The sequence below is a fragment of the Bordetella genomosp. 5 genome, from assembly GCF_002261475.1.
Taxonomy (GTDB): Bacteria; Pseudomonadota; Gammaproteobacteria; order Burkholderiales; family Burkholderiaceae_B; genus Bordetella.
Genome location: NZ_NEVN01000011.1, coordinates 167,708 through 187,602, shown reverse-complemented (window position 1 = coordinate 187,602; position 19,895 = coordinate 167,708). Strand labels below are relative to the sequence as shown.

Annotated in this window: 14 protein-coding genes; 7 read left to right on the top strand and 7 right to left on the bottom strand. The window is 69.0% G+C overall.

All coding sequences use genetic code 11. From position 1 onward, the window contains the following. Positions 1–15: 15 nt before the first annotated feature. From CEK29_RS20375 to CEK29_RS20365, 3 genes are all read right to left on the bottom strand, one after another. On the bottom strand, positions 16–2,454 hold the full coding sequence (locus CEK29_RS20375) for a TonB-dependent receptor (RefSeq protein ID WP_176456944.1): 2,439 nt from the start codon (positions 2,452–2,454) through the stop codon (positions 16–18). A 112-nt stretch (positions 2,455–2,566) separates the two neighbouring features. Beyond that, positions 2,567–3,592, bottom strand: a complete 1,026-nt coding sequence (locus CEK29_RS20370) for a FecR domain-containing protein (protein ID WP_094804198.1) — start codon at positions 3,590–3,592, stop codon at positions 2,567–2,569. Positions 3,593–3,599: 7 nt separating this feature from the next. Then, positions 3,600–4,121, bottom strand: coding sequence for a sigma-70 family RNA polymerase sigma factor (locus tag CEK29_RS20365; RefSeq protein ID WP_094804196.1), 522 nt, complete (start codon positions 4,119–4,121; stop codon positions 3,600–3,602). A gap of 528 nt (positions 4,122–4,649) precedes the next feature. On the opposite strand from CEK29_RS20365, the gene CEK29_RS20360 reads away from it, so the two are divergent. Beyond that, a complete protein-coding gene (locus tag CEK29_RS20360; RefSeq protein WP_094804194.1) occupies positions 4,650–5,468 on the top strand; it encodes an SAM-dependent methyltransferase in 819 nt (272 codons plus the stop codon). 33 nt (positions 5,469–5,501) lie between these two features. Here CEK29_RS20360 and CEK29_RS20355 read toward each other — a convergent pair whose 3' ends face one another. From CEK29_RS20355 to CEK29_RS20345, 3 genes are all read right to left on the bottom strand, one after another. Then, positions 5,502–6,182 carry a Fe2+-dependent dioxygenase gene (locus CEK29_RS20355; protein WP_094859158.1) on the bottom strand — a complete coding sequence of 227 codons (681 nt, stop codon included), beginning with the start codon at positions 6,180–6,182 and terminating at the stop codon, positions 5,502–5,504. An 8-nt stretch (positions 6,183–6,190) separates the two neighbouring features. After that, positions 6,191–8,491, bottom strand: a complete 2,301-nt coding sequence (locus tag CEK29_RS20350) for a TonB-dependent receptor (protein ID WP_094859157.1) — start codon at positions 8,489–8,491, stop codon at positions 6,191–6,193. A 269-nt stretch (positions 8,492–8,760) separates the two neighbouring features. After that, a complete protein-coding gene (locus tag CEK29_RS20345) occupies positions 8,761–9,318 on the bottom strand; it encodes a TetR/AcrR family transcriptional regulator (protein WP_094859156.1) in 558 nt (185 codons plus the stop codon). A 198-nt stretch (positions 9,319–9,516) separates the two neighbouring features. On the opposite strand from CEK29_RS20345, the gene CEK29_RS20340 reads away from it, so the two are divergent. The 4 genes from CEK29_RS20340 to CEK29_RS20325 all read left to right on the top strand — a co-directional run bounded on the left by CEK29_RS20340 (position 9,517) and on the right by CEK29_RS20325 (position 15,998). Continuing rightward, entirely contained in the window at positions 9,517–10,701 is a 1,185-nt protein-coding gene (locus CEK29_RS20340; protein WP_094804186.1) for an efflux RND transporter periplasmic adaptor subunit, read from the top strand. 35 nt (positions 10,702–10,736) lie between these two features. Then, positions 10,737–13,868 (top strand): efflux RND transporter permease subunit, encoded by a 3,132-nt coding sequence (locus tag CEK29_RS20335; protein WP_094804184.1) that lies wholly within the window; start codon positions 10,737–10,739, stop codon positions 13,866–13,868. Between the two features lie 5 nt (positions 13,869–13,873). Next, a complete protein-coding gene (locus CEK29_RS20330; RefSeq protein WP_217903893.1) occupies positions 13,874–15,349 on the top strand; it encodes an efflux transporter outer membrane subunit in 1,476 nt (491 codons plus the stop codon). A gap of 124 nt (positions 15,350–15,473) precedes the next feature. Next, positions 15,474–15,998, top strand: a complete 525-nt coding sequence (locus CEK29_RS20325; protein WP_094859154.1) for a hypothetical protein — start codon at positions 15,474–15,476, stop codon at positions 15,996–15,998. Between the two features lie 10 nt (positions 15,999–16,008). Here CEK29_RS20325 and CEK29_RS20320 read toward each other — a convergent pair whose 3' ends face one another. Beyond that, positions 16,009–16,815, bottom strand: coding sequence for an IclR family transcriptional regulator (locus tag CEK29_RS20320; RefSeq protein ID WP_094859153.1), 807 nt, complete (start codon positions 16,813–16,815; stop codon positions 16,009–16,011). A 115-nt stretch (positions 16,816–16,930) separates the two neighbouring features. Here CEK29_RS20320 and CEK29_RS20315 point away from each other — a divergent pair, with 115 nt between their 5' ends. Then, positions 16,931–17,737 carry an enoyl-CoA hydratase/isomerase family protein gene (locus CEK29_RS20315; RefSeq protein WP_094859197.1) on the top strand — a complete coding sequence of 269 codons (807 nt, stop codon included), beginning with the start codon at positions 16,931–16,933 and terminating at the stop codon, positions 17,735–17,737. After that, positions 17,734–19,845 (top strand): acetate--CoA ligase family protein, encoded by a 2,112-nt coding sequence (locus CEK29_RS20310; protein WP_094859152.1) that lies wholly within the window; start codon positions 17,734–17,736, stop codon positions 19,843–19,845. The genes CEK29_RS20315 and CEK29_RS20310 overlap by 4 nt, the downstream gene beginning before the upstream one ends. Positions 19,846–19,895 lie beyond the last annotated feature (50 nt).

The following is a 19,895-nucleotide window of genomic DNA, read 5'->3' as shown; positions in this document are numbered from 1 at the left end:
AAGCCACCGCGGCGATCAGAAATCGATCTGGGCCGACAGCAGGAACGTGCGCGGCGCGGCGACGGTCGCATACGAGCTGCTGCTCGAGAGCCAGTAGCTCTTGTTGAAGAGGTTTTCGACGTTGGCGCGGAACACCACGGCGCGGCCGGCGATGTCGGTCGCGTAGCGCGCGCCGATGTCGTAGCGCGTCCAGGACGGCACCTTGGCGGTGTTCTCGGCGTTGTAGTACGTGGACGAGGTGTGGATGGCGCGAGCGTTCAGGCTCAGGCCCTGGACCCACGGCGTGTCCCAGTCCACGCCGAGACTGAAGGTGTAGTCCGGCACGCTGTTGGCCTTGTTGCCGTCGTTCAGGCCGCCGTTGGTGCGCTTGAGCTTGGCGTCGTAAAACGTGGTGCCCGCCATCACACGCAGGCCGCGCGTGACTTCGCCGATGGCCGAGAGCTCGACGCCACGATTGCGCTGCTCGCCATCGAGGCTGTAGGTGTTGGTGGCGAGGTTGGTGATGCCGCTCGGGCGATCGATCTGGAACACCGAGGCCGTGGTGATGATGCTGCCCCAGTCGACTTTGACGCCGGCTTCGTACTGCTTGGACTTGGACGGCGCGAAGGCCTGACCGGCGTTCGCCGTGCCGGCGGGCGCGGTGCCGCCATTGGACAGGCCCGCGGTGAAGTTGCCATAGACGGACACGTTTTCCAGCGGCTTGACCACGAAGCCGGCCAACGGCGAGATCGCGCTCTCGTCATACGACGAAGTGCGCTCGCCCGTGGCGATGCTGAAGTTGTCGGTGCGCACACGCTGCTGGCGCAGGCCGCCGGTGATGAGCACGCGATCGTTGGCGAACGACAGCGTGTCGACCAGCGTGAAGCTGGTGAGCTCGTTCTTCGAGGTCTTGGAGGGCGACTCGCGGTCGCCGCTCATGGGCGGCAGCGGCGCCGGGTCGTAGATGTTCGACGGGGCGCTCGTGAGCGAGGTGGCGTAGGCATAGCCGATCTGCTGCTCCAGGCGCGTGGCGCTCAGGCTGAGCTGATGCTTGACGCCGAACGTATCGAAGCGCGCGCGCAGGCCGACGTCGGCGGTGCGCGAGTGCGAATAGGCATCGTAGTAAGCGTTCTGCACGCGAAAGTCGCCGTTCCGGTCGACTTGCGAGCCCCACACGGTGCCAGGGAAATCCTGGTCCGACGTGCCGTAGCGGTAGCCGCCCGCGATGTGGGCCGTGAGCTGATCGGTGATGTCGTATTCGAGGCGCGACATGACCGCCGTGTCGCGCAGCTGCAGATTGGTGCCCGGATAGAAGTTTTCGCGGGCCGAGGGCGCCGAGGGCAGGCTGGTCAGGTTCGGCAGAAAGGCCACCTGCGGACGGAACTCGTCGATGTGTTCGCGTTGATCGTAGGCGTCGAGCGACCAGCGCAGCCGCGAACCGCGGTAGTCGAGCGCGAGCGCGCCCAGGCCCAGCTGCTGGTCGCTGCCGCGTATGCCGGTCTCGCCATTGCGGTAGGCGCCGTTCACGCGCACGCCCCATTCCTTGTTCTCGCCGAAGCGGCGGCCCATGTCGAGCTGGCCGCCGAACTGCGCCTTGCTTTCGTAGGTGGCGGTCACGCGGGTGAGCGGATCGTCGCCGGCGCGTTTGGTCACGACGTTGATGCTGCCGCCGATGCTGCCGTTGGGGCCGATGCCGTTCATCAGCGTGCCGGGGCCCTTGAGCAACTCGACCCGTTCCATGATGGCGGCCGGCATACGGCTGCCCGACGCCATGCCGTACAGGCCGTTCACGCCGACGTCGCCGGCGTTCACGTTGTAGCCCCGGATCTGGAATTCTTCGCCGAAGCCGCCGCTGCCGGTCAGCATGCGCACCGACGAGTCGTTGACGACCACGTCGCCGAGCGAACGGGCCTGCTGGTTGTCGAGCGTCTGGGCGGTGAAGTTGACGGTGCTGAACGGCGTGTCCATCACGTCGCTCGTGCCGAGCACGCCGAGGCTGCCGCCGCGCGCGATCTGGCCGCCGGCATAGGCGGGCTGCAGGCCGTCCGCCACGCTGGCGGCCACGGTCACGGTGGGCAGCGTCGCGGCGTCTCCCGTCTGTATCCGGTTGAGGACGTAGCTGCCGTTGGCCTGGCGGGTGGCGGCGATGCCGGTGCTGCCCAACAGGGCGTCGAGGCCGCCGCGCACGGTGTAGCTGCCCTTCAGGCCGGGGCTGCGCAAGCCGCTCGTGACCTCGGGGGTGAACGACAGCATGATGCCGGATTCGCGGCCGAAGCGGCCCAGCACGTCTTCAAGCGTGCCGCCCGGGATGTCGTAGGCGCGGGAAGGTGCTGCCTGCGCATGGGCCGCCAGCGGCACGGCCAGGCCGGCGGTGCCGGCGAGGGCGCCGAGCAGCAGCTGACCGGTGGCGCAGGCCAGCACGGTGCGCTGGAAGAGGCGGGGGGCGGCTCGCCGGGTGGCCGGGGTTTGCGTCATGTCAGTGCCTTCGGGAAGACGAAAAGGGGAGGTGTCATCTGACATGACCCGCGAGATTCAAAAAGGGATCAGGGCCGGGCCGATTATTTTGTAACGGCGGCGCGACGGCACCTCAGGCCGGCAGCAGGTGGCGTTCGTCGCGCCAGAAGCGTGCCCGCGTCTCGGTGCGGATGTGCAGCGTGGCGCTGACGGTGTCGAGCACCATGCCGACGTCGGCCACCGGGAACGAGCCCGACACGCGCAGGGCGGCCACGGCCGGGTCGCAGACGAGGGTCTGGTCGGTGTAGCGCGCCAGCTCCGCCACGAAGGCATCGAGGCGCATGCCGCGCGCCACGATGAAGCCATCTTTCCAGGCGACGCTGGTCTCGTCGGTGGGGCCGTCGTCGTTGATGGCGCGCGCGTTGTAGCAGGCCCGGTGGCCCGCATGCAGCACGCGCGTCTCATCGTTGTTGAGACGGGCCCGCACCTGCACGGCGCCGGCGAACACATTGACCTCGGTGCCTTCGTCGTGGCGACGCACGGCGTATTCGGTGCCGAGCGCGCGCGCGGTGCCGTGCTCGGTCTCCACCAGGAACGGCCGCGACGCGGCCTCGGTGTCGCGCGCGGTGACGATGAGGATTTCGCCCGCGATCAGGGCCACGCGGCGCGTCCGGGCGTCGAAGCGCACGTCGATCGCGCTGCCGGTATTGAGCGTGACCTGCGTGCCGTCGGCCAACACGACGCGCCGGCGTTCGCCCGCCACCGTGCGGAAGTCGGCGGCCCAGCGGCGCCACGGCACGCTCGGCTCCAGTTGCCATGCCGCGCCGCCGGCGATCGCCATGACGGCCAGCGCCTTGAGCGCGCGGCGGCGATCCGGCGCACGCGGCGCGCCGTTACGGGGGGCGGCGAGCGCCGCTTGCGCCAGGCCGGCAGGCCCCGGGCCGGAGAGCGGCTGCAGGCGGCGCTGTACGGATTCGATGCGCTGCCACGCGCGTTCGTGATCGGGATGCGCGGCGCGCCAGCTCTGCCAGCCTTGCAGCAGCGCCGGACAGGCCGGGGCGTCCTGCAGGTCGACGAGCCATTCGAGCGCGCGTTGCGCGACCTCGGGCGAGAGCTCGCCGACATCGGGCGTGGCGCGGTACCAGGGCGAAGCGGACATGGCGCGTTCAGCCCGTGAAGCTCAGGTCGGCGAAATAGCAGCGCTGCAGTGCGCGCGCGATGTAGCGTTTCACCGTGGGGATGGAGACTTCCAGCGCCTGCGCGATCTGCGCGTGCGTCTGGCCCTCGAGCTGCGACATCAGGAAGGCGCGGCGGCTCGGTTCGGGCAGGCCGTCGAGCAGGCGGTCGAGCTCGTGCAGCGTTTCGAGGATCAGCGCGCGCTCTTCGGGCGAGCGGGCGAGTTCCTGGGGCGCCTGAGCCAGCGCGTCGAGATAGCTGCGTTCGAGCTTTTCGCGGCGCCAGTGGTTGGACAGCAGGCGTTGCGCCACGGTCGTGAGAAACGCGCGGGGCTCGTCGAGCCGCGGCGGCACCCGGTCGCTCGACAGCAGGCGGATGAAGGTGTCCTGCGCGAGGTCGGCGGCCTGCTCGGCATTGCCCAGCCGGCGCTGCAGCCAGGACCGCAGCCAGGAATGATGGCTGCAGTACAGCGATTCGACGGTCGGTGAGGCGAGGCTGTGGGGCGTAGTCAAGGTCGAACCTTCAGATCGAGCGACTACCTCCTCACGGATCGGCGCCGAACAACCGCAGAATACTGAAATGGAAATGGTTATTATTTTGAGTGCCGCTGCGTCTGTCAATGCGACAGGCCGCCGATGCACCGACGTGGTGCAAATTCCCCTGCAAGGTGTTGGTAAACCGCCGCGCCCGCCATTCGTGGCCGACACTTTGCCGCAACCGGGCCGCAACCGGGCCGCAACCGGGCCGCACCTCGCCGGGCGCACCTCGCCAGCCGCGCCTGGCCGGCCGCGCCTGGCCGGCCGCGCCTCACCAGTCCATCTCCTGCCGAACAGTTCGCCGCGCGCGCGGGTTGGCCCGCGCGGGCGAGGACGCTATGCTCGGTATCTGTCACCAAGCTGAACGACCAAGCTGAACGTTTGTCCGGCCGCACCCCGGTGCCGGCCGCTATGGAGGCTATTTCCCATCGCCCGCTTGCGGACCGTCCGCAACGCATCCCCATCTTCCGGTCGCAGGACCGTCATCTTTCAGGAGTCAGGCCCATGTTGAGTTTCCGTAAAACCGTCGCTGCCGCGGTGTGCACGATCGCGCTGGGCGCCTGCGCCTCGGCGCAGACCCCGCCCGCCGGGGGCGCGGCCTACGAGCCCACCGTGGGGCAGTCGGGCAAGGACGTGATCTGGGTGCCGACCAATCAGCATCTGGTCGACAGCATGCTGGGGCTCGCGAAAATCAAGCCCGAGGACTATCTGGTGGATCTGGGCTCCGGCGATGGCCGTACCGTGATCACCGCGGCCAAGCGCGGCACGCGGGCGCACGGCATCGAGTTCAACGGCGATCTGGTCGAGGTGTCCAAGCGCGCCGCGCAGCGCGAGGGCGTGGCCGAGACGGCGACCTTCGAACAGGCCGACATCTTCAAGACCGATTTCACCAAGGCGTCGGTCGTGACGCTGTTCCTGTTGTCCGACCTCAACCTGCGCCTGCGGCCGACGCTGCTGGACATGAAGCCGGGCACGCGCGTGGTGTCCAACTCGTTCACGATGGACGACTGGGAGCCCGATGATTCGGCGCGCGTTTCCGAAGGCTGCAACAGCTTCTGCAATGCATTCCTGTGGATCGTGCCGGCCAAGGTCGAGGGCAACTGGACGCTGGGCGGCAAGCCGCTGGCGCTCGAGCAGAAGTTCCAGAAGTTCACGGGCAAGCTGGGCCAGGGCGACAACGCACTCGCGCTCAGCAACACGCGTCTCGATGGCGCCAATATCGAGTTCAGCGTCGGCAGCGAACGCTACACCGGCCAGGTCAACGGCAAGACGATGGCCGGCACCACGTCGAGCGGCGCCGCCTGGCAGGCCGCGCGTATGTAAAGCGTTGCGCGGGCGTGCGCACGCCCGCGCCGCCTACACCTCCGCCCACATGCGCAGCAGGTTGTGATAGCAGCCGGTCAGCTTCACGAGCGGTTCGTTCGGGGCCTGTTGCTGCGTCAGCTGCTGGATCGCCACATCAAGGTCGAGCAGCAGATTGCGCTGCGCATCGCCGCGCACGAGGCTCTGGATCCAGAAGAACGATGAGATCCGTTCGCCCCGTGTGACGGGCTCCACGCGGTGCACGCTCGAGCCCGGGTACAGCACCAAGTGGCCGGCGGGCAGCTTCACGCGATGCTCGCCATAGGTGTCCTGCACCACCAGCTCGCCGCCGTCGTAGGTGTCGGGCTCGGCCAGAAACAGCGTGGCCGAAAGGTCGGTGCGCACGCGTTCACGGCTGGCGCGCACGCCGCGCACCGCATTGTCCACATGCGCGCCGAAGGCCTCGCCGCCCGCGTAACGGTTGAACAGCGGCGGATAGATCCTGGCCGGCAGCGACGCCGCCATGAACACCGCGTTCTGCGCCAGGCGGTCGATGATGTGCTGGCCGATACGGGCCGCCAGCGGATCCTCCGCGGCCAGTTGACGGTTGTGTTTGACGCGGGCCGATTGCTGGCCGGCGGTCTGCCTGCCATCTACCCAGTCGGCGGCTAGCAGTTCGTCGCACAGCATGCGCGCTTCGGCCGGCGAGAACACGGCGGGGATGGTGACCATCATGATGGCGCCTAGAAGTGCAGGTCGGCCGAGAGCGTGACCGTGCGGCCCGCCCCGGGCACGCCGTAGAGCTGGAAGCCGTCGAGCGAGGCCCCCACGCGGCTGTAGTAGAACGTGTTGAACAGGTTATCCACGTTCAGGCCGAGCGTGAGCGTGTCGTCGACGCGATAGCGCGCGGCCACGGAGTGCAGCCAGTACGAGGGCGCCTTTTCGCCGTCCTTGACGTAGACGGGATGACGACCGAGCGCGCCGTTGACGGTGCTGCTGTTGTTGTTCAGGCCGCCCACGTACTTGTTGTCGCTGTAGCGGCGCTTGCCCATGTATTGCACGCCGTAGCTCAGCGCGAGCTTGTCGGTGGCGGCGTAGGTGGTCCAGAGGTTGAACGTGGCGTCGGGAACGTTCTTCGCTTCGGCGCCCTTGTTCTCGCCCTTGGTGATGCGGCTCTTCATCAGTGCCACGCCCGCGAAGGCGGACCAGCGCGGCGTGATCTGCCCGGCCAGGCCCAGCTCCAGGCCGTGCACGGCCTTGGCCGGCAGCGAACGCACCACCGTCGCGTCATCGCCGTAGTCCCACGAATCCGTCAGCTCGGTGCGAAACACCGCACCCGTGACCGACATGGATTCACCGAACAGGTCCCACTTGGTGCCGGCCTCCCAGGTGCGCGACACGGCGGGCTTGAAGCGCTCGCTGCTGGTGTTGCCGTAGATGATGTTGTTGGACGATGCGCCCACGGCGGAGGGCTGCGCGGCCTGGCTGTAGCTCACGTAGATACTGCCGTTGTCCATCGGCTTGTAGTTCAGGCCGACGCGGCCGCTCCACGCGCCATCCGTGCTGCGCTCGGTCGTGTGCGCGCCGGCGGTGCCGTTGACCTGCTTCACGTGGTAGCGGTCGTAGCGCAGCGCGCCCATCAGCTTCCAGGCAGGGTTGAGCGTGGCGGTGTCGGCCAGATACAAGCCCGTGTTCTGGATCTCGGCGTAGTTGCCCGCCGCGCCCTTCACGCCGTCGACGCCGCCCAGGTCGGTGCCGTGCTGCTCGCGCAGATCGATCAACGGATTGATCGAGGGCACCCGCACGCCGCGCTTGAGATCGCCATAGCGTTCGCGGTAGAACTCCACGCCGGCCACGAGATCGTGGTGCACGCCCGCCGTGTCGGCGGTGAACGCGAGGTTGGTCTGGTTGGCGAGGATCGTGTAGCGCTTGGACAAGCCGAAATCGTTGCCGCGCAGCCGCGCCGTGGTCGAATCGCCGTTGGCGATGGCGGTATAGCCGCTGTACGAGGGCACGCCCGAGGCGTTCGTGAGCGGGCCCACGCCCGCATAGCCATACGAATTGCCGGCCGCTTCGTTGAAGCGCGCGGGCGACAGCACGGTGAGGCGGGTGGTGCGCTCGTAGCGCGTGATGTTCGAGATGCGGGTGTCGTCCGACAGATCGTGCTCGAGCTTGAGCGTGGCCACGTCGGTGCGCGTGTCGTCGCGGTAGAGGTCAGGGTCGCCGTACCAGGCATTGCGCGCCACGCCCGGCATGCGTTTGCCGTGGGTGCCGCGCAGGATGGGCACGCCGCCATCGGGCGTATTGCGGTCCTCCTGGTGCAGGTAGTCGACGGTGATGCGGGTGGGGGTGCCCAGCCCGAGCGCGAGCGAGCCGGCCAGGCCCCAGCGATCGTTGTCGGTCACGGCGCGTTCCGACACGTTGTTGCCGTGGCGCATGAGGTTGACGCGCAGGGCGCTCGAATCGCCGAGTTGCTCGTTGATGTCGGCCGTCACGCGGCGGTACTCGTCGGTGCCCAGCGTGGCCGAGACATCGCGGAAACTGCCGAGGCGGGCCTCCTTGCTGACCAGATTCACGGCGCCGCCGACGGCCGAAACGCCGGACTCCAGGCTGCCCGTGCCTTTGAACACCTCGACGCGTTCCAGGTTGAAGGTATCGCTGCGGCTGGCCAGGCCCGCGTCGCGGATGCCATCGACCATGATGCTCTGCTCGGCGGAGAATCCGCGAATCGTGAACATGTCGCCCCAGCCGAGATTGCCTTCACCCGATGTGAAGGTGATGCCCGGCACATTGCGCAGCACATCCTGCAGGCTCTGCGCGCGCTGTTCTTCGATGACTTCGCGCGGCACCACGGTGATGCTCTGCGGCGTGTCCAGCAACGGCTGCGTGAACTTGCCGGAGCTCAGGCGCTCGGCCTGATAGCCCGGCGCTTCGCCCTGCACCTGCACCGGCGCCAGCGTGGTGGCGCCGGCATCGGTGGATTGCGCCTGTGCCGTCGACGCGAACGCCAGACCCAGCGCCGCCTGCAGCGCGGTCGCGCGCATGTGTCGCGCGGTGCGCCGCGCCTGTGTCGATTCCGCCATCTTTCCCGTCCCTGTAATGAAAATGCGTCTTGTTGGCGGCGCAGTGTAGGGAGGGCTTTGTCAACGCTGCGTTAAGACGCGGGCGGCAGGGGCGGACAGGGGCCTGCACGGACGGGGAGGGGGCGGGAACCCGCAGAGGCGGTCGTGCAGCCGCCGCCCGAGGCCCATGCGCCGAGCCGGGCGAGCCGCCCGAGGCCTATGCGCCGAGCCGGGCGAACCGCCCGAGCGTGTCAGCGCGCGCGGGCGCCTTCGATGAACATGCTCTCGAGCACGTGGGCCAGGCCCGAGCGGGCGATGCGGCCGCGGCGCTCCGCGTCGATCAGGCCACAGTGCAGCGACACCCACATTTCGGTCAGCGCGGCCGCCGTGACGTCGACGCGGAAAACCCCCGCTTGCTGGCCGCGCAGGAAGAAACGGTCGAGGGCGGAAGACCAGCGCGACTCCGCCTGCAGCTGCATTTCCATCGGCGAGTCGGGCTTCCAGTAGTACATCAGGAAGGCGTTGATCTCGCGGTGCTCGAAGCTGATCTGGGCCAGACGGCGCAGCGCATCGGCGGGCGGCGAGTCGTCGAGGCCAGCTTCATCGATGGCCTGGCTGAAGATCTCGATGCCGTGCGCCATGAGGCGCTCGATCAGCTCCTCTCGCGTATGACAGAAGCGATACAGCGTGGCCTTGCTCACCCCCACGGCGCGCGCGAGCTCCTGCAGGCTGGCGCGCGGGCGCTCCACCAGGGCGATGGCCAGGGCGGCGAGGAACTTGGGGTCTTCCGTTTGAGTGGAATGGGCCATGGGCGGGCGGAGGCGCGTAGCGAGGGTGGCGGAACCGGGGGCGAATCGCCGCGGAATCGTCTCACCCAGGGGCGGGGTTGTCTCTTTGCTCACAGTATACCGGTTTGGTCAAGAATAACCCCAAATGAATCTAAGTGGATTCATTTTACGCTTTTCTATAACATAAGCGACCTCTAAGGGTTAATCTGGATAAAAATCATGAAGGTGCATCGACTTGGATCGAAGCCGGCCGGCCGGCTGGTGCTGGCGGCCCTGGTGCTGGCGCTGGCGGCGTGCGGCCAGGAAGGCGGTCCGCCGCAGGAGGCCCAGGCGCCTCGCGTTCAGACCGTCACGGTCCAGCCGCAGTCGTTCACCCTGGCCAGCGAACTGCCCGGCCGCATCGAGCCGGTGCGGGTGGCGGAAGTCCGGGCCCGCGTCGCGGGCATCGTGCTCAAGCGCAATTTCGAAGAAGGCGCCGATGTGAAGGCGGGCCAGGTGCTGTTCCAGATCGACCCGGCTCCGTTCAAGGCCGCGCTGTCGCGCGCGCAGGGCGAGCTGGCCCAGGCCGAAGCCACGCTGTTCGACGCGCAGGCCGTCGTGCGCCGCAATGAGCCGCTCGTGAAGATCGAGGCCGTGAGCCGTCAGGAGTTCGATGCGGCGGTGGCGCGCTACAAGAGCGCGCAGGCCGCCCGCCAATCCGCGCGTGCCGGCGTCGAAACCGCGCAGCTCAACCTCGACTACGCCACGGTGACCGCGCCGATCTCGGGTCGCATCGGGCGCGCGCTCGTGACCGAAGGCGCGCTGGTCGGTCAGAACGAAGCCACGCCGATGGCGACGATTCAACAGCTCGACCCCGTCTACGCCGACTTCAAGCAACCCATCGCCGAGGTGTTGCGCATGCGCGAGGCGCTGGCCGAGGGCCGCCTGGCGCAGGACAAGGACAAGGGCGCGCGGATTTCGATCACGATCGACGGCACCGACAAGACGCGCGACGGCCACCTGTTGTTCTCCGACATTACGGTCGACCGGGGCACGGGGCAGGTGTCGCTGCGCGGCCAGTTCGACAACGCCGACGGCATGCTGATGCCGGGCATGTACGTACGCGTGCACACCCAGCAGGGCACCGATCCCCAGGCGATCCTCGTGCCGCAGCGCGCCGTGCAACGCGCTCCCGATGGCAAGGCGCAGGTCATGGTGGTCGATGGCGAGGGCGCGGCGCAGGCCCGCGAGGTCGTCACCGGCACGATGCGCGGCGCCGACTGGCACATCGTGCAGGGCCTGAAGGCCGGTGAGCAGGTCATCGTGGGCGGCAACGCCCAGCCCGGCCAGAAGGTCGAAGTGGCCGCGCCCGCCGCCGGCGGCGACGCACCCAAGCAAGCCGCCACCGCCGCGCCGCGCGGCTGAACACGGCCCGCGCCGCTGCCCATCGAGGTTCAGACATGCCAAAGTTTTTTATCGATCGCCCCAATTTCGCGTGGGTGATCGCCATCTTCATCACGCTGGCCGGCCTGCTCGCCATGAAGGCGCTGCCGGTCTCGCAATTCCCGGTGGTCGCGCCGCCGCAGATCTCCATCATGGCCACGTACCCGGGCGCCTCGGCATCCACCGTGGTCGACTCCGTCACGAGCGTCATCGAGGAAGAGCTCAACGGCGCGAAAGACCTGCTGTACTACGAGTCGTCGAGCAGCTCTTCGGGCAGCGGCGAGATCACCGTCACGTTCAAGCCCGGCACCGATCCGGCGCTGGCGCAGGTCGACGTGCAGAACCGCATCAAGAAGGCGGAGGCACGCCTGCCCGCCGCGGTGACGCAGCAGGGCCTGCAGGTCGAGGAGGCCAACGCCGGCTTTCTGCTGATCTACACGCTCACCTACAAAGACGGCGCCGAAAACAAGGATGTGGTGCAGCTGGCCGACTATGCCGCGCGCAACATCAATAACGAGCTGCGCCGCGTCGAAGGCGTGGGCCGCCTGCAGTTCTTCGCGGCCGAGGCCGCGATGCGCGTGTGGGTGGATCCGCAGAAGCTGCTGGGTTACGGCCTGTCGATCGCCGACGTGAACGCGGCGATCGCCGCGCAGAACGTCCAGGTGCCGGCCGGCAGTTTCGGCAGCCGCCCCGGCTCTCCGGACCAGGAGCTGAGCGCCACCATCGCCGTCAAGGGCATGCTCGACACCCCCGAAGAATTCGGCCGGATCGTGCTGCGTGCCAATCCGGACGGCTCGTCGGTGCGACTGTCCGACGTGGCGCGCATGGAAATCGGCCGCCAGGACTACAACTTCGACATGCTGGCCGGGGGCGCCAAGGCCGTGGGCGGCGCGGTGCAGCTCGCGTCGGGCGCCAACGCGCTGCAGACCGCGGAGGCCGTCAAGGCGCGCCTGCAGGAATTGTCCGCCGGCTTCCCGGCCGATATCGAATACCAGGTGCCGTACGACACATCGCGCTTCGTGCAGGTGGCCATCGAGAAGGTGGTGCACACGCTGATCGAAGCCGTGGTGCTGGTGTTCCTGGTGATGTTCCTGTTCCTGCAGAATTTCCGCTACACCCTGATTCCGACGATCGTGGTGCCGGTGTGCCTGGCGGGCACCCTGGGCGTGATGTACGGGCTCGGCTTCTCCGTGAACATGATGACCATGTTCGGCATGGTGCTGGCCATCGGTATTCTGGTCGACGATGCGATCGTGGTGGTGGAGAACGTCGAGCGCATCATGGCCGAAGAGGGCCTGAGTCCGCGCGACGCCACCATCAAGGCCATGCAGCAGGTGTCGGGCGCGATCGTGGGCATCACGCTGGTGCTCTCGGCGGTGTTCTTCCCGCTCGCTTTCATGAGCGGATCCGTGGGCGTGATTTATCGCCAGTTCTCGCTGTCGCTGGCGGTGTCGATCCTGTTCTCCGGGTTCCTGGCGCTGACGCTGACGCCGGCGCTGTGCGCGACGCTGCTCAAGCCCATCCCCAAGGGTCATCACGACGAGAAGAAGGGCTTCTTCGGCTGGTTCAACCGCAAGTTCGGCGCCCTCACGGGCAAGTTCGAGTGGCTCAGCGCACGGCTCTCGCGCCGCGCCGGCCGCTACATGGTGATCTACGCGGTGATCGTCGCGATCCTGGGCTTCATGTACACGCGCCTGCCCGAAGCCTTCGTGCCCACCGAAGATCAGGGCTACTACATCGTCGACGTGCAACTGCCGCCGGGCGCGACGTACCAGCGCACCGAGAAGGTGGTGCGCGAGCTCGACGAGTATCTGCTCAAGCGCGATGCGACGCAGCAGACGGTGATGGTGCTGGGCTTCAGCTTCTCGGGCACGGGTCAGAACGCCGCGCTGGGTTTCCCGACGCTGCACGACTGGTCCGACCGCGAGGGCTCGGCCTCGGATGACGTGGCGGCCTTCAACGCCCACTTCGCCAGCCTGGAGGACGGCCGGGTGATGGCCGTGGATCCGCCGCCGATCGAAGGCCTGGGCAATGCCGGGGGTTTTGCGCTGCGCCTGCAGGACCGGGGTGGTCTCGGCCGCGAAGCCCTGGTGGCTGCGCGCAACGAGCTGCTGGCCAAGGCCAATGCGTCGCCGGTGCTGCTCTACGCCATGACGGAAGGGCTCGAAGACGCGCCGCAGCTGCGCCTGGACATCGACCGCGACAAGGCCGAGGCCTTCGGCATCAGCTTCGACATCATCAACACCGCGATCTCGAGCGCCTATGGCTCGGCCACCGTCAACGACTTCGCCAACGCCGGCCGTCTGCAACGCGTGGTGGTGCAGGCCGACGTGGCCGACCGCATGACGCCCGAACGCCTGCTCGAACTCAACGTGCCCAACAGCCGGGGCGAGCAGGTGCCGCTGAGCGCGTTCACCAAGATCGACTGGGAAATCGGCCCGGTGCAGATCGCCCGCTATAACGGCTATCCGGCGTTCCGCATCGCAGGCGATGCCGCGCCGGGTTACAGCAGCGGCGAGGCCATGGCCGAAATCGAGCGGATCGTGGCCGAGTTGCCCGAGGGCATCGGCTACGAATGGACCGGCCTGTCGTTCCAGGAGCGTCTGGCGGGCTCGCAGGCGCCGATGCTGATCGGTCTGGCGTTCCTGGTGGTGTTCCTCGTGCTCGTGGCCCTGTACGAAAGCTGGGCCGTGCCGGCCGCGGTGATGCTGATCGTGCCGATCGGCGCCATCGGCGCGGTGCTGGCCGTGATGGCCTTCGGCATGCCGAACGACGTGTACTTCAAGGTCGGCCTCATCACCATCATCGGTCTGTCGGCCAAGAACGCGATCCTGATCGTGGAGTTCGCCAAGAACGAGGTGGAGCAGGGCAAGTCGGTATTCGACGCCGCCATCCATGCCGCGCGCCTGCGCTTCCGGCCCATCGTGATGACCTCGCTCGCCTTCATCCTGGGCGTGGTGCCGCTGGCCATCGCGTCGGGCGCGGGGGGCGCGAGTCAGCGCGCGATCGGCACCGGCGTGATCGGCGGCATGCTGACCGCGACCACGCTGGGCGTGCTGTTCGTGCCGATCTTCTTTGTCTGGGTGCTGTCGTTCGCGCGGCGCCGCAAGGAACGCGCCGCCACCGCCCCGCGCGCAATCGAGGAATGACCATCATGACGCAACACGCAATTCTCCGTACCGGCATGGTGCTCACGCTCGCCGCGGTGCTGGCCGGCTGCTCTCTGGCGCCGACCCATGAACGTCCGGCCGCGCCGATCGCGGCGCAGTGGCCGGGACAGGGCGCGACCGACGCCGCGCCGGCGTCGGCCGCGGCCACCCTGAACTGGCAGGACTTCATCGTCGACGCCGATCTGCGCAAGCTGATCGACATGGCGCTGGCGAACAATCGCGACCTGCGCCAGACGCTCCTGAATGTGCAGGCCGCGCGCGCCCAATACCGCGTGCAGCGTGCCGACCGCCTGCCCGGCATCGAGGCGCAGGGCAGCGGCACGCGCCAGCGCGTGCCCGCCGACCTGAGCGCGACCCAGCAGTCGCAGGTGCAATCGCAATGGCAGGCAGGCGTGGGCCTGGCCGCGTTCGAGATCGATCTGTTCGGTCGCGTGCGCAACCTGTCCGAATCGGCGCTGCAGGAGTACCTCGCCACCGAAAGCGGCGCACGCAGCGCCGAGATCACGCTCGTGGCCGAAGTCGTGCAGGCCTACCTGACGCGCGACGGCGCACTGCGGCGGCGTCTCCTGACGGCGGACACGCTGCGCACCCGGGAGTCCTCGCTGGGGCTGATCCAGGAGCGCCGCAAGGCCGGAACGGCCACCGCGCTGGACTATCAGGAGGCGCTGGGCCTCACCGAGCAGGCGCGCGCCGAGCTCGAGCGCACGGACCGCGAATTCCGCCAGGCGAGCAATGCGCTGGTGCTGCTGGTCGGCGCGGCGGATCTCGGCCCCTTCCTGCCCCTGCAGCCGGCCACGGGCCCACTGCTGGTGCAGGACCTGGCCCCCGGCACGCCGTCGGCCCTGCTGGTGCACCGTCCCGACATCCACGCGGCCGAAGCGCGACTGCGGGCACGCAACGCGGACATCGGCGCCGCGCGTGCCGCGTTCTTCCCGCGCATCTCGATCACGGGGTTCCTGGGCAGTTCGAGCGCCGACATCGGCAACCTGTTCGACGCCGGACAGCGCGCATGGAGCTTCGCGCCGCAGTTGTCGCTGCCGATCTTCAGCGGCGGCCGCAACGTGGCCAATCTCGATCTGGCGAGCGTGCGCAAGGATATCGCGGTGGCCGCGTACGAGCAGACCATTCAGACGGCCTTCCGCGAAGTGGCCGATGCCCTGGCCGCCACCGATACCCTGCGCCGCGAGGAGGCGGCGCGCGAGGCGCTGGTGCGCAGCAGCCGCGAGGCCCTGCGCCTGTCCGAGGCGCGCTACAAGGCCGGCGTCGACGACTATCTGCGCTATCTCGACGCGCAGCGCAGCGCCTACACCAACGAAAGCGCGTTCATCGAGACCAGCACGCAGCGGCAGATCGCGTTGTCCACGCTGTTCCGCGCGCTGGGCGGCGGCTGGAACGCTGCCGACGGCGAATCCGCCGCGGCGGATAGCGGGACGATCGAGGCGCCGGCCCGTCCGTCGTGATGGCGCGCTGCGCGCGCCGACCGGAACACGGCCGTCCGCAGCGCGGGCGGCCGTTTGCCCTGAGCGCGACACTTGGCTATGCTGAACCCATCAGCGTGCCGCCTGGCGGCCCGAGGAGGTGTTTATGAGCTTGAGTCCGATCGACCGTATCGGGTCCACGCCGTATCGCATCGACGATCTGCGCACCGACCCGCTGTATCGCAGCCGCGAAGCGGCGCGCCTCGCGCGCGCCGAAGCCACCGGGCGTTTCGATGCCCGCGTCGACACCGTGCAGCCCAAGCCCGTGACGATCCCCGCGCCCGACGTTCCGTCGGTGTCCGTGGATCTCCTGCGCGACACGCATGCCGATGAAACGCTGCATCGCGCCGTGCAAGCCTATCGCGACGAGCAGGCCCAGCTGCAGGCCCGCGCGGACAACGCCAACAACCTCAGCGACATCGACAGCCTGATGGAGCTGCAGCAGTATCGCGTGGCGATGGCCAACCCGCCGCTCAATCCGGCCCAGTTGGCCGCTGCCGCCGGCATGGCGCCGGCCGTGGTGGCGCCCGTCACGCCCGTGCTGGCGTTGCGCAGCACCACCGACGACGCGCTGGCCAACGATCCGGCGGTGCGCGCCCGCGCCAATCGTCCGCGCGGCATCGACGCCTGAGCGCGGCCGCTCAGCGGCTTTCCGCGCGGCCCGCCAGGGCGCACAGGATCTCTTCCTTCAATCGCAGCAGCGCCGGCGCCAGGCCGGCCGCGATGCGTGTGCGTTGCGCCGCCGCGTCGTCGACCGGCAAGCTGAAGTTCAATGCCAGCGGGCCGCCGTCGGTCGCGAGCGGCGTGGCGAGCGCCACCACGTTGGGCTGCCAGGACGCCGCGCAGTAATCCGCTTGCGCCACCTCGACAGTGGCCTGGCGGATGTCGCGCGCGATGTCGCGCCACGCGGCGGGCCGATGCGCGGCGCGCAAGGCCCCCAGCAGCGCCTGGCGCGCCGCGGGCGGCAGCGCGGCCAGGTACGCGTGTCCCAGCGATGTGAGTTCGATGGGCACACGCTGGCCCGCCACCACCGTGCGCAACGACGCCTTGCGGTGATAGCGGATCGAATCGAGATAGATCATGTCCAGACGATCGGGGCTCGCGAGCCCGACGTTTACCTTCAGCCTGGCCGAGGCTTCGTGCATGAGCGGCATGGCCGTATGCAGCACCGGTGATGCGGCCCGCATGGCGTGGCCCAGGCTCAGCACGGGCGCGGCCAGACGATAGGCGCGCGCCGACCGGTCGTGCTCCAGGAATCCGCCCGTCACGAGGGTCTGCGTCAGCCGGCTGATGGTGGCCGGAGACAGGCCGGTGCGTTCGGCGAGCTCGCTGTTGCCGAGCAGATCGGTGCCGGGCCGGAAGGCGCGCAGGATCTCGATGCCGCGTTCCAGCGAGCGGTTCTGTCCGGGTCCGTCGAAGCGCGCTGCGCGCGCGGGGAGGGTGCTCATTGCAATTCCATTCTGTGGAAATAGCGGGGTGTGCGCTCCGACTTTAGCGCGTACTGTGGTCGGCATGCCAGCGCGGCCGGCGATGACCGGCACGCGCCTCACCACGGAGACCATCATGCCCACCTTCGACTTCATCGACCTGCGCACGCAGGACGGGGTCGCCACCCTCACGCTCAACCGTCCCGACAAGCGCAATGCCTTCACGGACGCGATGCGCGCCGAATTCGTCGCCGCCCTGCAATGGGTAGCCGGTGAACGCGCCGTGCGCGCGCTCGTGCTGACGGGCGCGGGCAAGGGATTCTGCGCGGGTGGCGACGTCGCCGGCATGCAGCAGCGCATGGAGGCCCCCGCGGGCGAAGTGGCCTTCAATGGCTGGTCGCGCCAACAGACCGTGCACCAGGCGGTGAGCCTGCTGTTTCACATGCCCAAGCCCACCATCGCCGCCGTGAATGGCGCGGCGGCGGGATTGGGCGCCGACACCGCGCTCGCGTGCGATTTCGTGCTGGCGTCCGAGGAGGCCTCGTTCGCGTGGAGCTACATCGCACGCGGCCTGATTCCCGATGGCGGCGGCATGTACTTCCTGCCGCGCCGCGTGGGCCTGTCGCGCGCGAAGGAGCTGATCTACAGCGGTCGCAAGGTCGACGCCGGCGAGGCGCTGGCCCTCGGGGTGGCCGACCGGCTCGCGCCGCCCGCCACCTTGCTGGCGGAGGCCCAGGCGTGGGCGGCATCGCTGTCGCAGGGCTCGGCCACCGCGCTGGCGCTGGGCAAGTCCATCCTGAATCAGAGCTTCGAGCTATCCGCCGAACAGGTCTTTGCCATGGGCAGCCAGGCCCAGGGCATCTGCTACACCAGCAGCGAGCACCGCGAGTCGGTGACGGCGTTTCTCGCGCGCATGGCGCAGGCGCGGGAGGCACGGCAATGAGCCTCTGGCAACGACTCATGACACCGCGCAGCGTGGCGGTGATCGGCGCCTCGGCGGACCCGGCCAAGACGTCCGGGCGGCCCGTGCGGTATCTGCTGAAGCACGGCTACGGCGGCCGCATCTATCCGGTCAATCCGCGCGTGGCCGAGATCGAGGGCTTGCGCTGCTATCCCGATATCGCCGCTTTGCCGGAGGCACCCGACGTGGCGCTGGTGCTGCTGGGCGCGGAGCGCACGCAGCAGGCCGTGCGCGAACTGGCGGCGCGCGGCACCGGCGCCGCCATCGTGCTTGCCAGCGGCTATGCCGAAGCGGGCAAGCAGGGCGAGCGGCGTCAGCGCGAATTGCGCGAGGCGGCGGGCGCCATGCGCATCCTCGGGCCCAACACGATCGGGCTGGTCAACCTGACCGACCGCATCACGCTGTCGGCCAGTGGCGCGCTCGACGCGGGCGAACTGCTCGCCGGCAGCATCGGGCTGGTGTCGCAGAGCGGCGGCATCCTGGGTGCCCTGCTATCGCGTGCCACGGCGCGCGGGATCGGCTTTTCACGCCTGATTTCGACCAGCAATGAAGTGGATCTGGACCTAGCCGACTTCGTCGACATGCTGGCCGATGACCCGGCCACGCGCGTGATCGCGCTTTACGTGGAGAGCATCCGCGATCCGGCCGCGTTCCGGCGCGCCGCGCAGAAGGCGGCGCGGGCGGGCAAGCCCGTGGTGGCGTTCAAGATCGGCCGTTCCGAATCGGGAGCGCGCGCGGCGGCCTCGCATACCGGCGCGCTCGCGGGGGCCGACCGGGTCTACGACGCCCTGTTCGCGCAGGCCGGCATTCTGCGTGCACAGACCTTCTCCGACCTGCTCGACATGCCCGCGGCATTGGCGACGGGGCGTCCGCTGACGGGCTCGCGCGTGGCGGTACTGACCTCCACCGGCGGCGCCGGCACCCTGCTGGCCGACAGCCTGGGCCTGGCGGGTTTCGAGCTGCCCGCGCCGACGACCGACACGGCGGCCGCGTTGCGGGCGCTGCAGGACGGCGATCACGCCGTGCTGGACCGCAATCCGATCGACGTGACGCTCGCCGGCCTGCAGCCCGATCTGCTGCGTCGCGTGCTGCGCGTGCTGCTCGATAGCCCCGACTACGACGCGTTGGTTGTGATCGTGGGATCGTCCGGCGTGGCACGTCCGGAGCTCATGGCCGAGGCGCTGCGCGATTCGATCGGCGAGGGCGGCAAGCCGGTGCTCGCCTACGTCAGTCCGCATGCCCCGGCCGCTGCCGAGGTGCTGGGCCGCTTCGGTATCGCCGCGTTTCACGCGCCCGAGAGTCTGGGCGCGGCGATGGCCGCGCTGCGCCACGCGCACGAGATGGCCGCGCGGGCGCGCGACGAGGCTCCTGGCAGGCCGCCGCGCGCGCTGCCCGCGGACCTGCCCTCGGGCACGCTCGATGAGGCGCGGTCCAAAGCGCTGTTCGCGCATTACGGGGTGCCGGGTGTGCGCGAGCGCATCGTGCACGATGCCGGCCAGGCGCGCGCGGCCGCCGCCGAGCTCGGACCCAGGGTCGCGCTCAAGCTGCTGTCGGCGCGGATCACGCACAAGACCGAGATGGGCGGCGTGCGGCTGGGCGAAACCGTGGACAGCGTGGGCGCGAGCCTGGACGAGATGCGCCAGGCGGTGCGCTCGCAAGCCGGCTTCGAGCCCGACGCCTTTCTCGTGCAGGAAATGGCGAGCGGGGTGGCCGAACTCATTCTCGGCGTACGCAGGGATGCGCTCGGCACCGCGCTCCTGATCGGCATGGGCGGCGTCGTGGCCGAACTGGTTCGCGACACGGCGCTGTTGCTGTTGCCCGAAGCGGGCGCGGCTTTGCGTGCCGAGCAGGTGCGAGAGGCGCTGCACGGCCTGAAAACCTGGCCGTTGCTGGACGGCTACCGCGGCCGCCCGCCGGCCGACGTGGATGCGCTGGTCGAGGCGGTGCTGGCATTTGCCGAGATGGCGCAGGCGCTGGGTCCGCGCCTGGTCGAGGCCGAAATCAATCCCCTGTTCGTCAGGGCGCGCGGGCAGGGCGTACTGGCCGCCGATGGCGTGGCCGTGCTCGCCGATTCCGACATCGCATCCTGATCCGCAACAACGACATCGATACCGGCCAGTGACCGCTCAGAACGGCACGG

What these genes read in the sequence shown, in the direction of transcription:
- CEK29_RS20320 (WP_094859153.1), bottom strand. Translation starts at nt 16,815, where the DNA reads ATGAGCACCCTCCCCGCGCGCGCAGCGCGCTTCGACGGACCCGGACAG.
- CEK29_RS20340 (WP_094804186.1), top strand. Translation starts at nt 9,517, where the DNA reads ATGAAGGTGCATCGACTTGGATCGAAGCCGGCCGGCCGGCTGGTGCTG.
- CEK29_RS20350 (WP_094859157.1), bottom strand. Translation starts at nt 8,491, where the DNA reads ATGCGCGCGACCGCGCTGCAGGCGGCGCTGGGTCTGGCGTTCGCGTCG.
- CEK29_RS20345 (WP_094859156.1), bottom strand. Translation starts at nt 9,318, where the DNA reads ATGGCCCATTCCACTCAAACGGAAGACCCCAAGTTCCTCGCCGCCCTG.
- CEK29_RS20335 (WP_094804184.1), top strand. Translation starts at nt 10,737, where the DNA reads ATGCCAAAGTTTTTTATCGATCGCCCCAATTTCGCGTGGGTGATCGCC.
- CEK29_RS20370 (WP_094804198.1), bottom strand. Translation starts at nt 3,592, where the DNA reads ATGTCCGCTTCGCCCTGGTACCGCGCCACGCCCGATGTCGGCGAGCTC.
- CEK29_RS20325 (WP_094859154.1), top strand. Translation starts at nt 15,474, where the DNA reads ATGAGCTTGAGTCCGATCGACCGTATCGGGTCCACGCCGTATCGCATC.
- CEK29_RS20330 (WP_217903893.1), top strand. Translation starts at nt 13,874, where the DNA reads ATGACGCAACACGCAATTCTCCGTACCGGCATGGTGCTCACGCTCGCC.
- CEK29_RS20375 (WP_176456944.1), bottom strand. Translation starts at nt 2,454, where the DNA reads ATGACGCAAACCCCGGCCACCCGGCGAGCCGCCCCCCGCCTCTTCCAG.
- CEK29_RS20310 (WP_094859152.1), top strand. Translation starts at nt 17,734, where the DNA reads ATGAGCCTCTGGCAACGACTCATGACACCGCGCAGCGTGGCGGTGATC.
- CEK29_RS20355 (WP_094859158.1), bottom strand. Translation starts at nt 6,182, where the DNA reads ATGATGGTCACCATCCCCGCCGTGTTCTCGCCGGCCGAAGCGCGCATG.
- CEK29_RS20360 (WP_094804194.1), top strand. Translation starts at nt 4,650, where the DNA reads ATGTTGAGTTTCCGTAAAACCGTCGCTGCCGCGGTGTGCACGATCGCG.
- CEK29_RS20315 (WP_094859197.1), top strand. Translation starts at nt 16,931, where the DNA reads ATGCCCACCTTCGACTTCATCGACCTGCGCACGCAGGACGGGGTCGCC.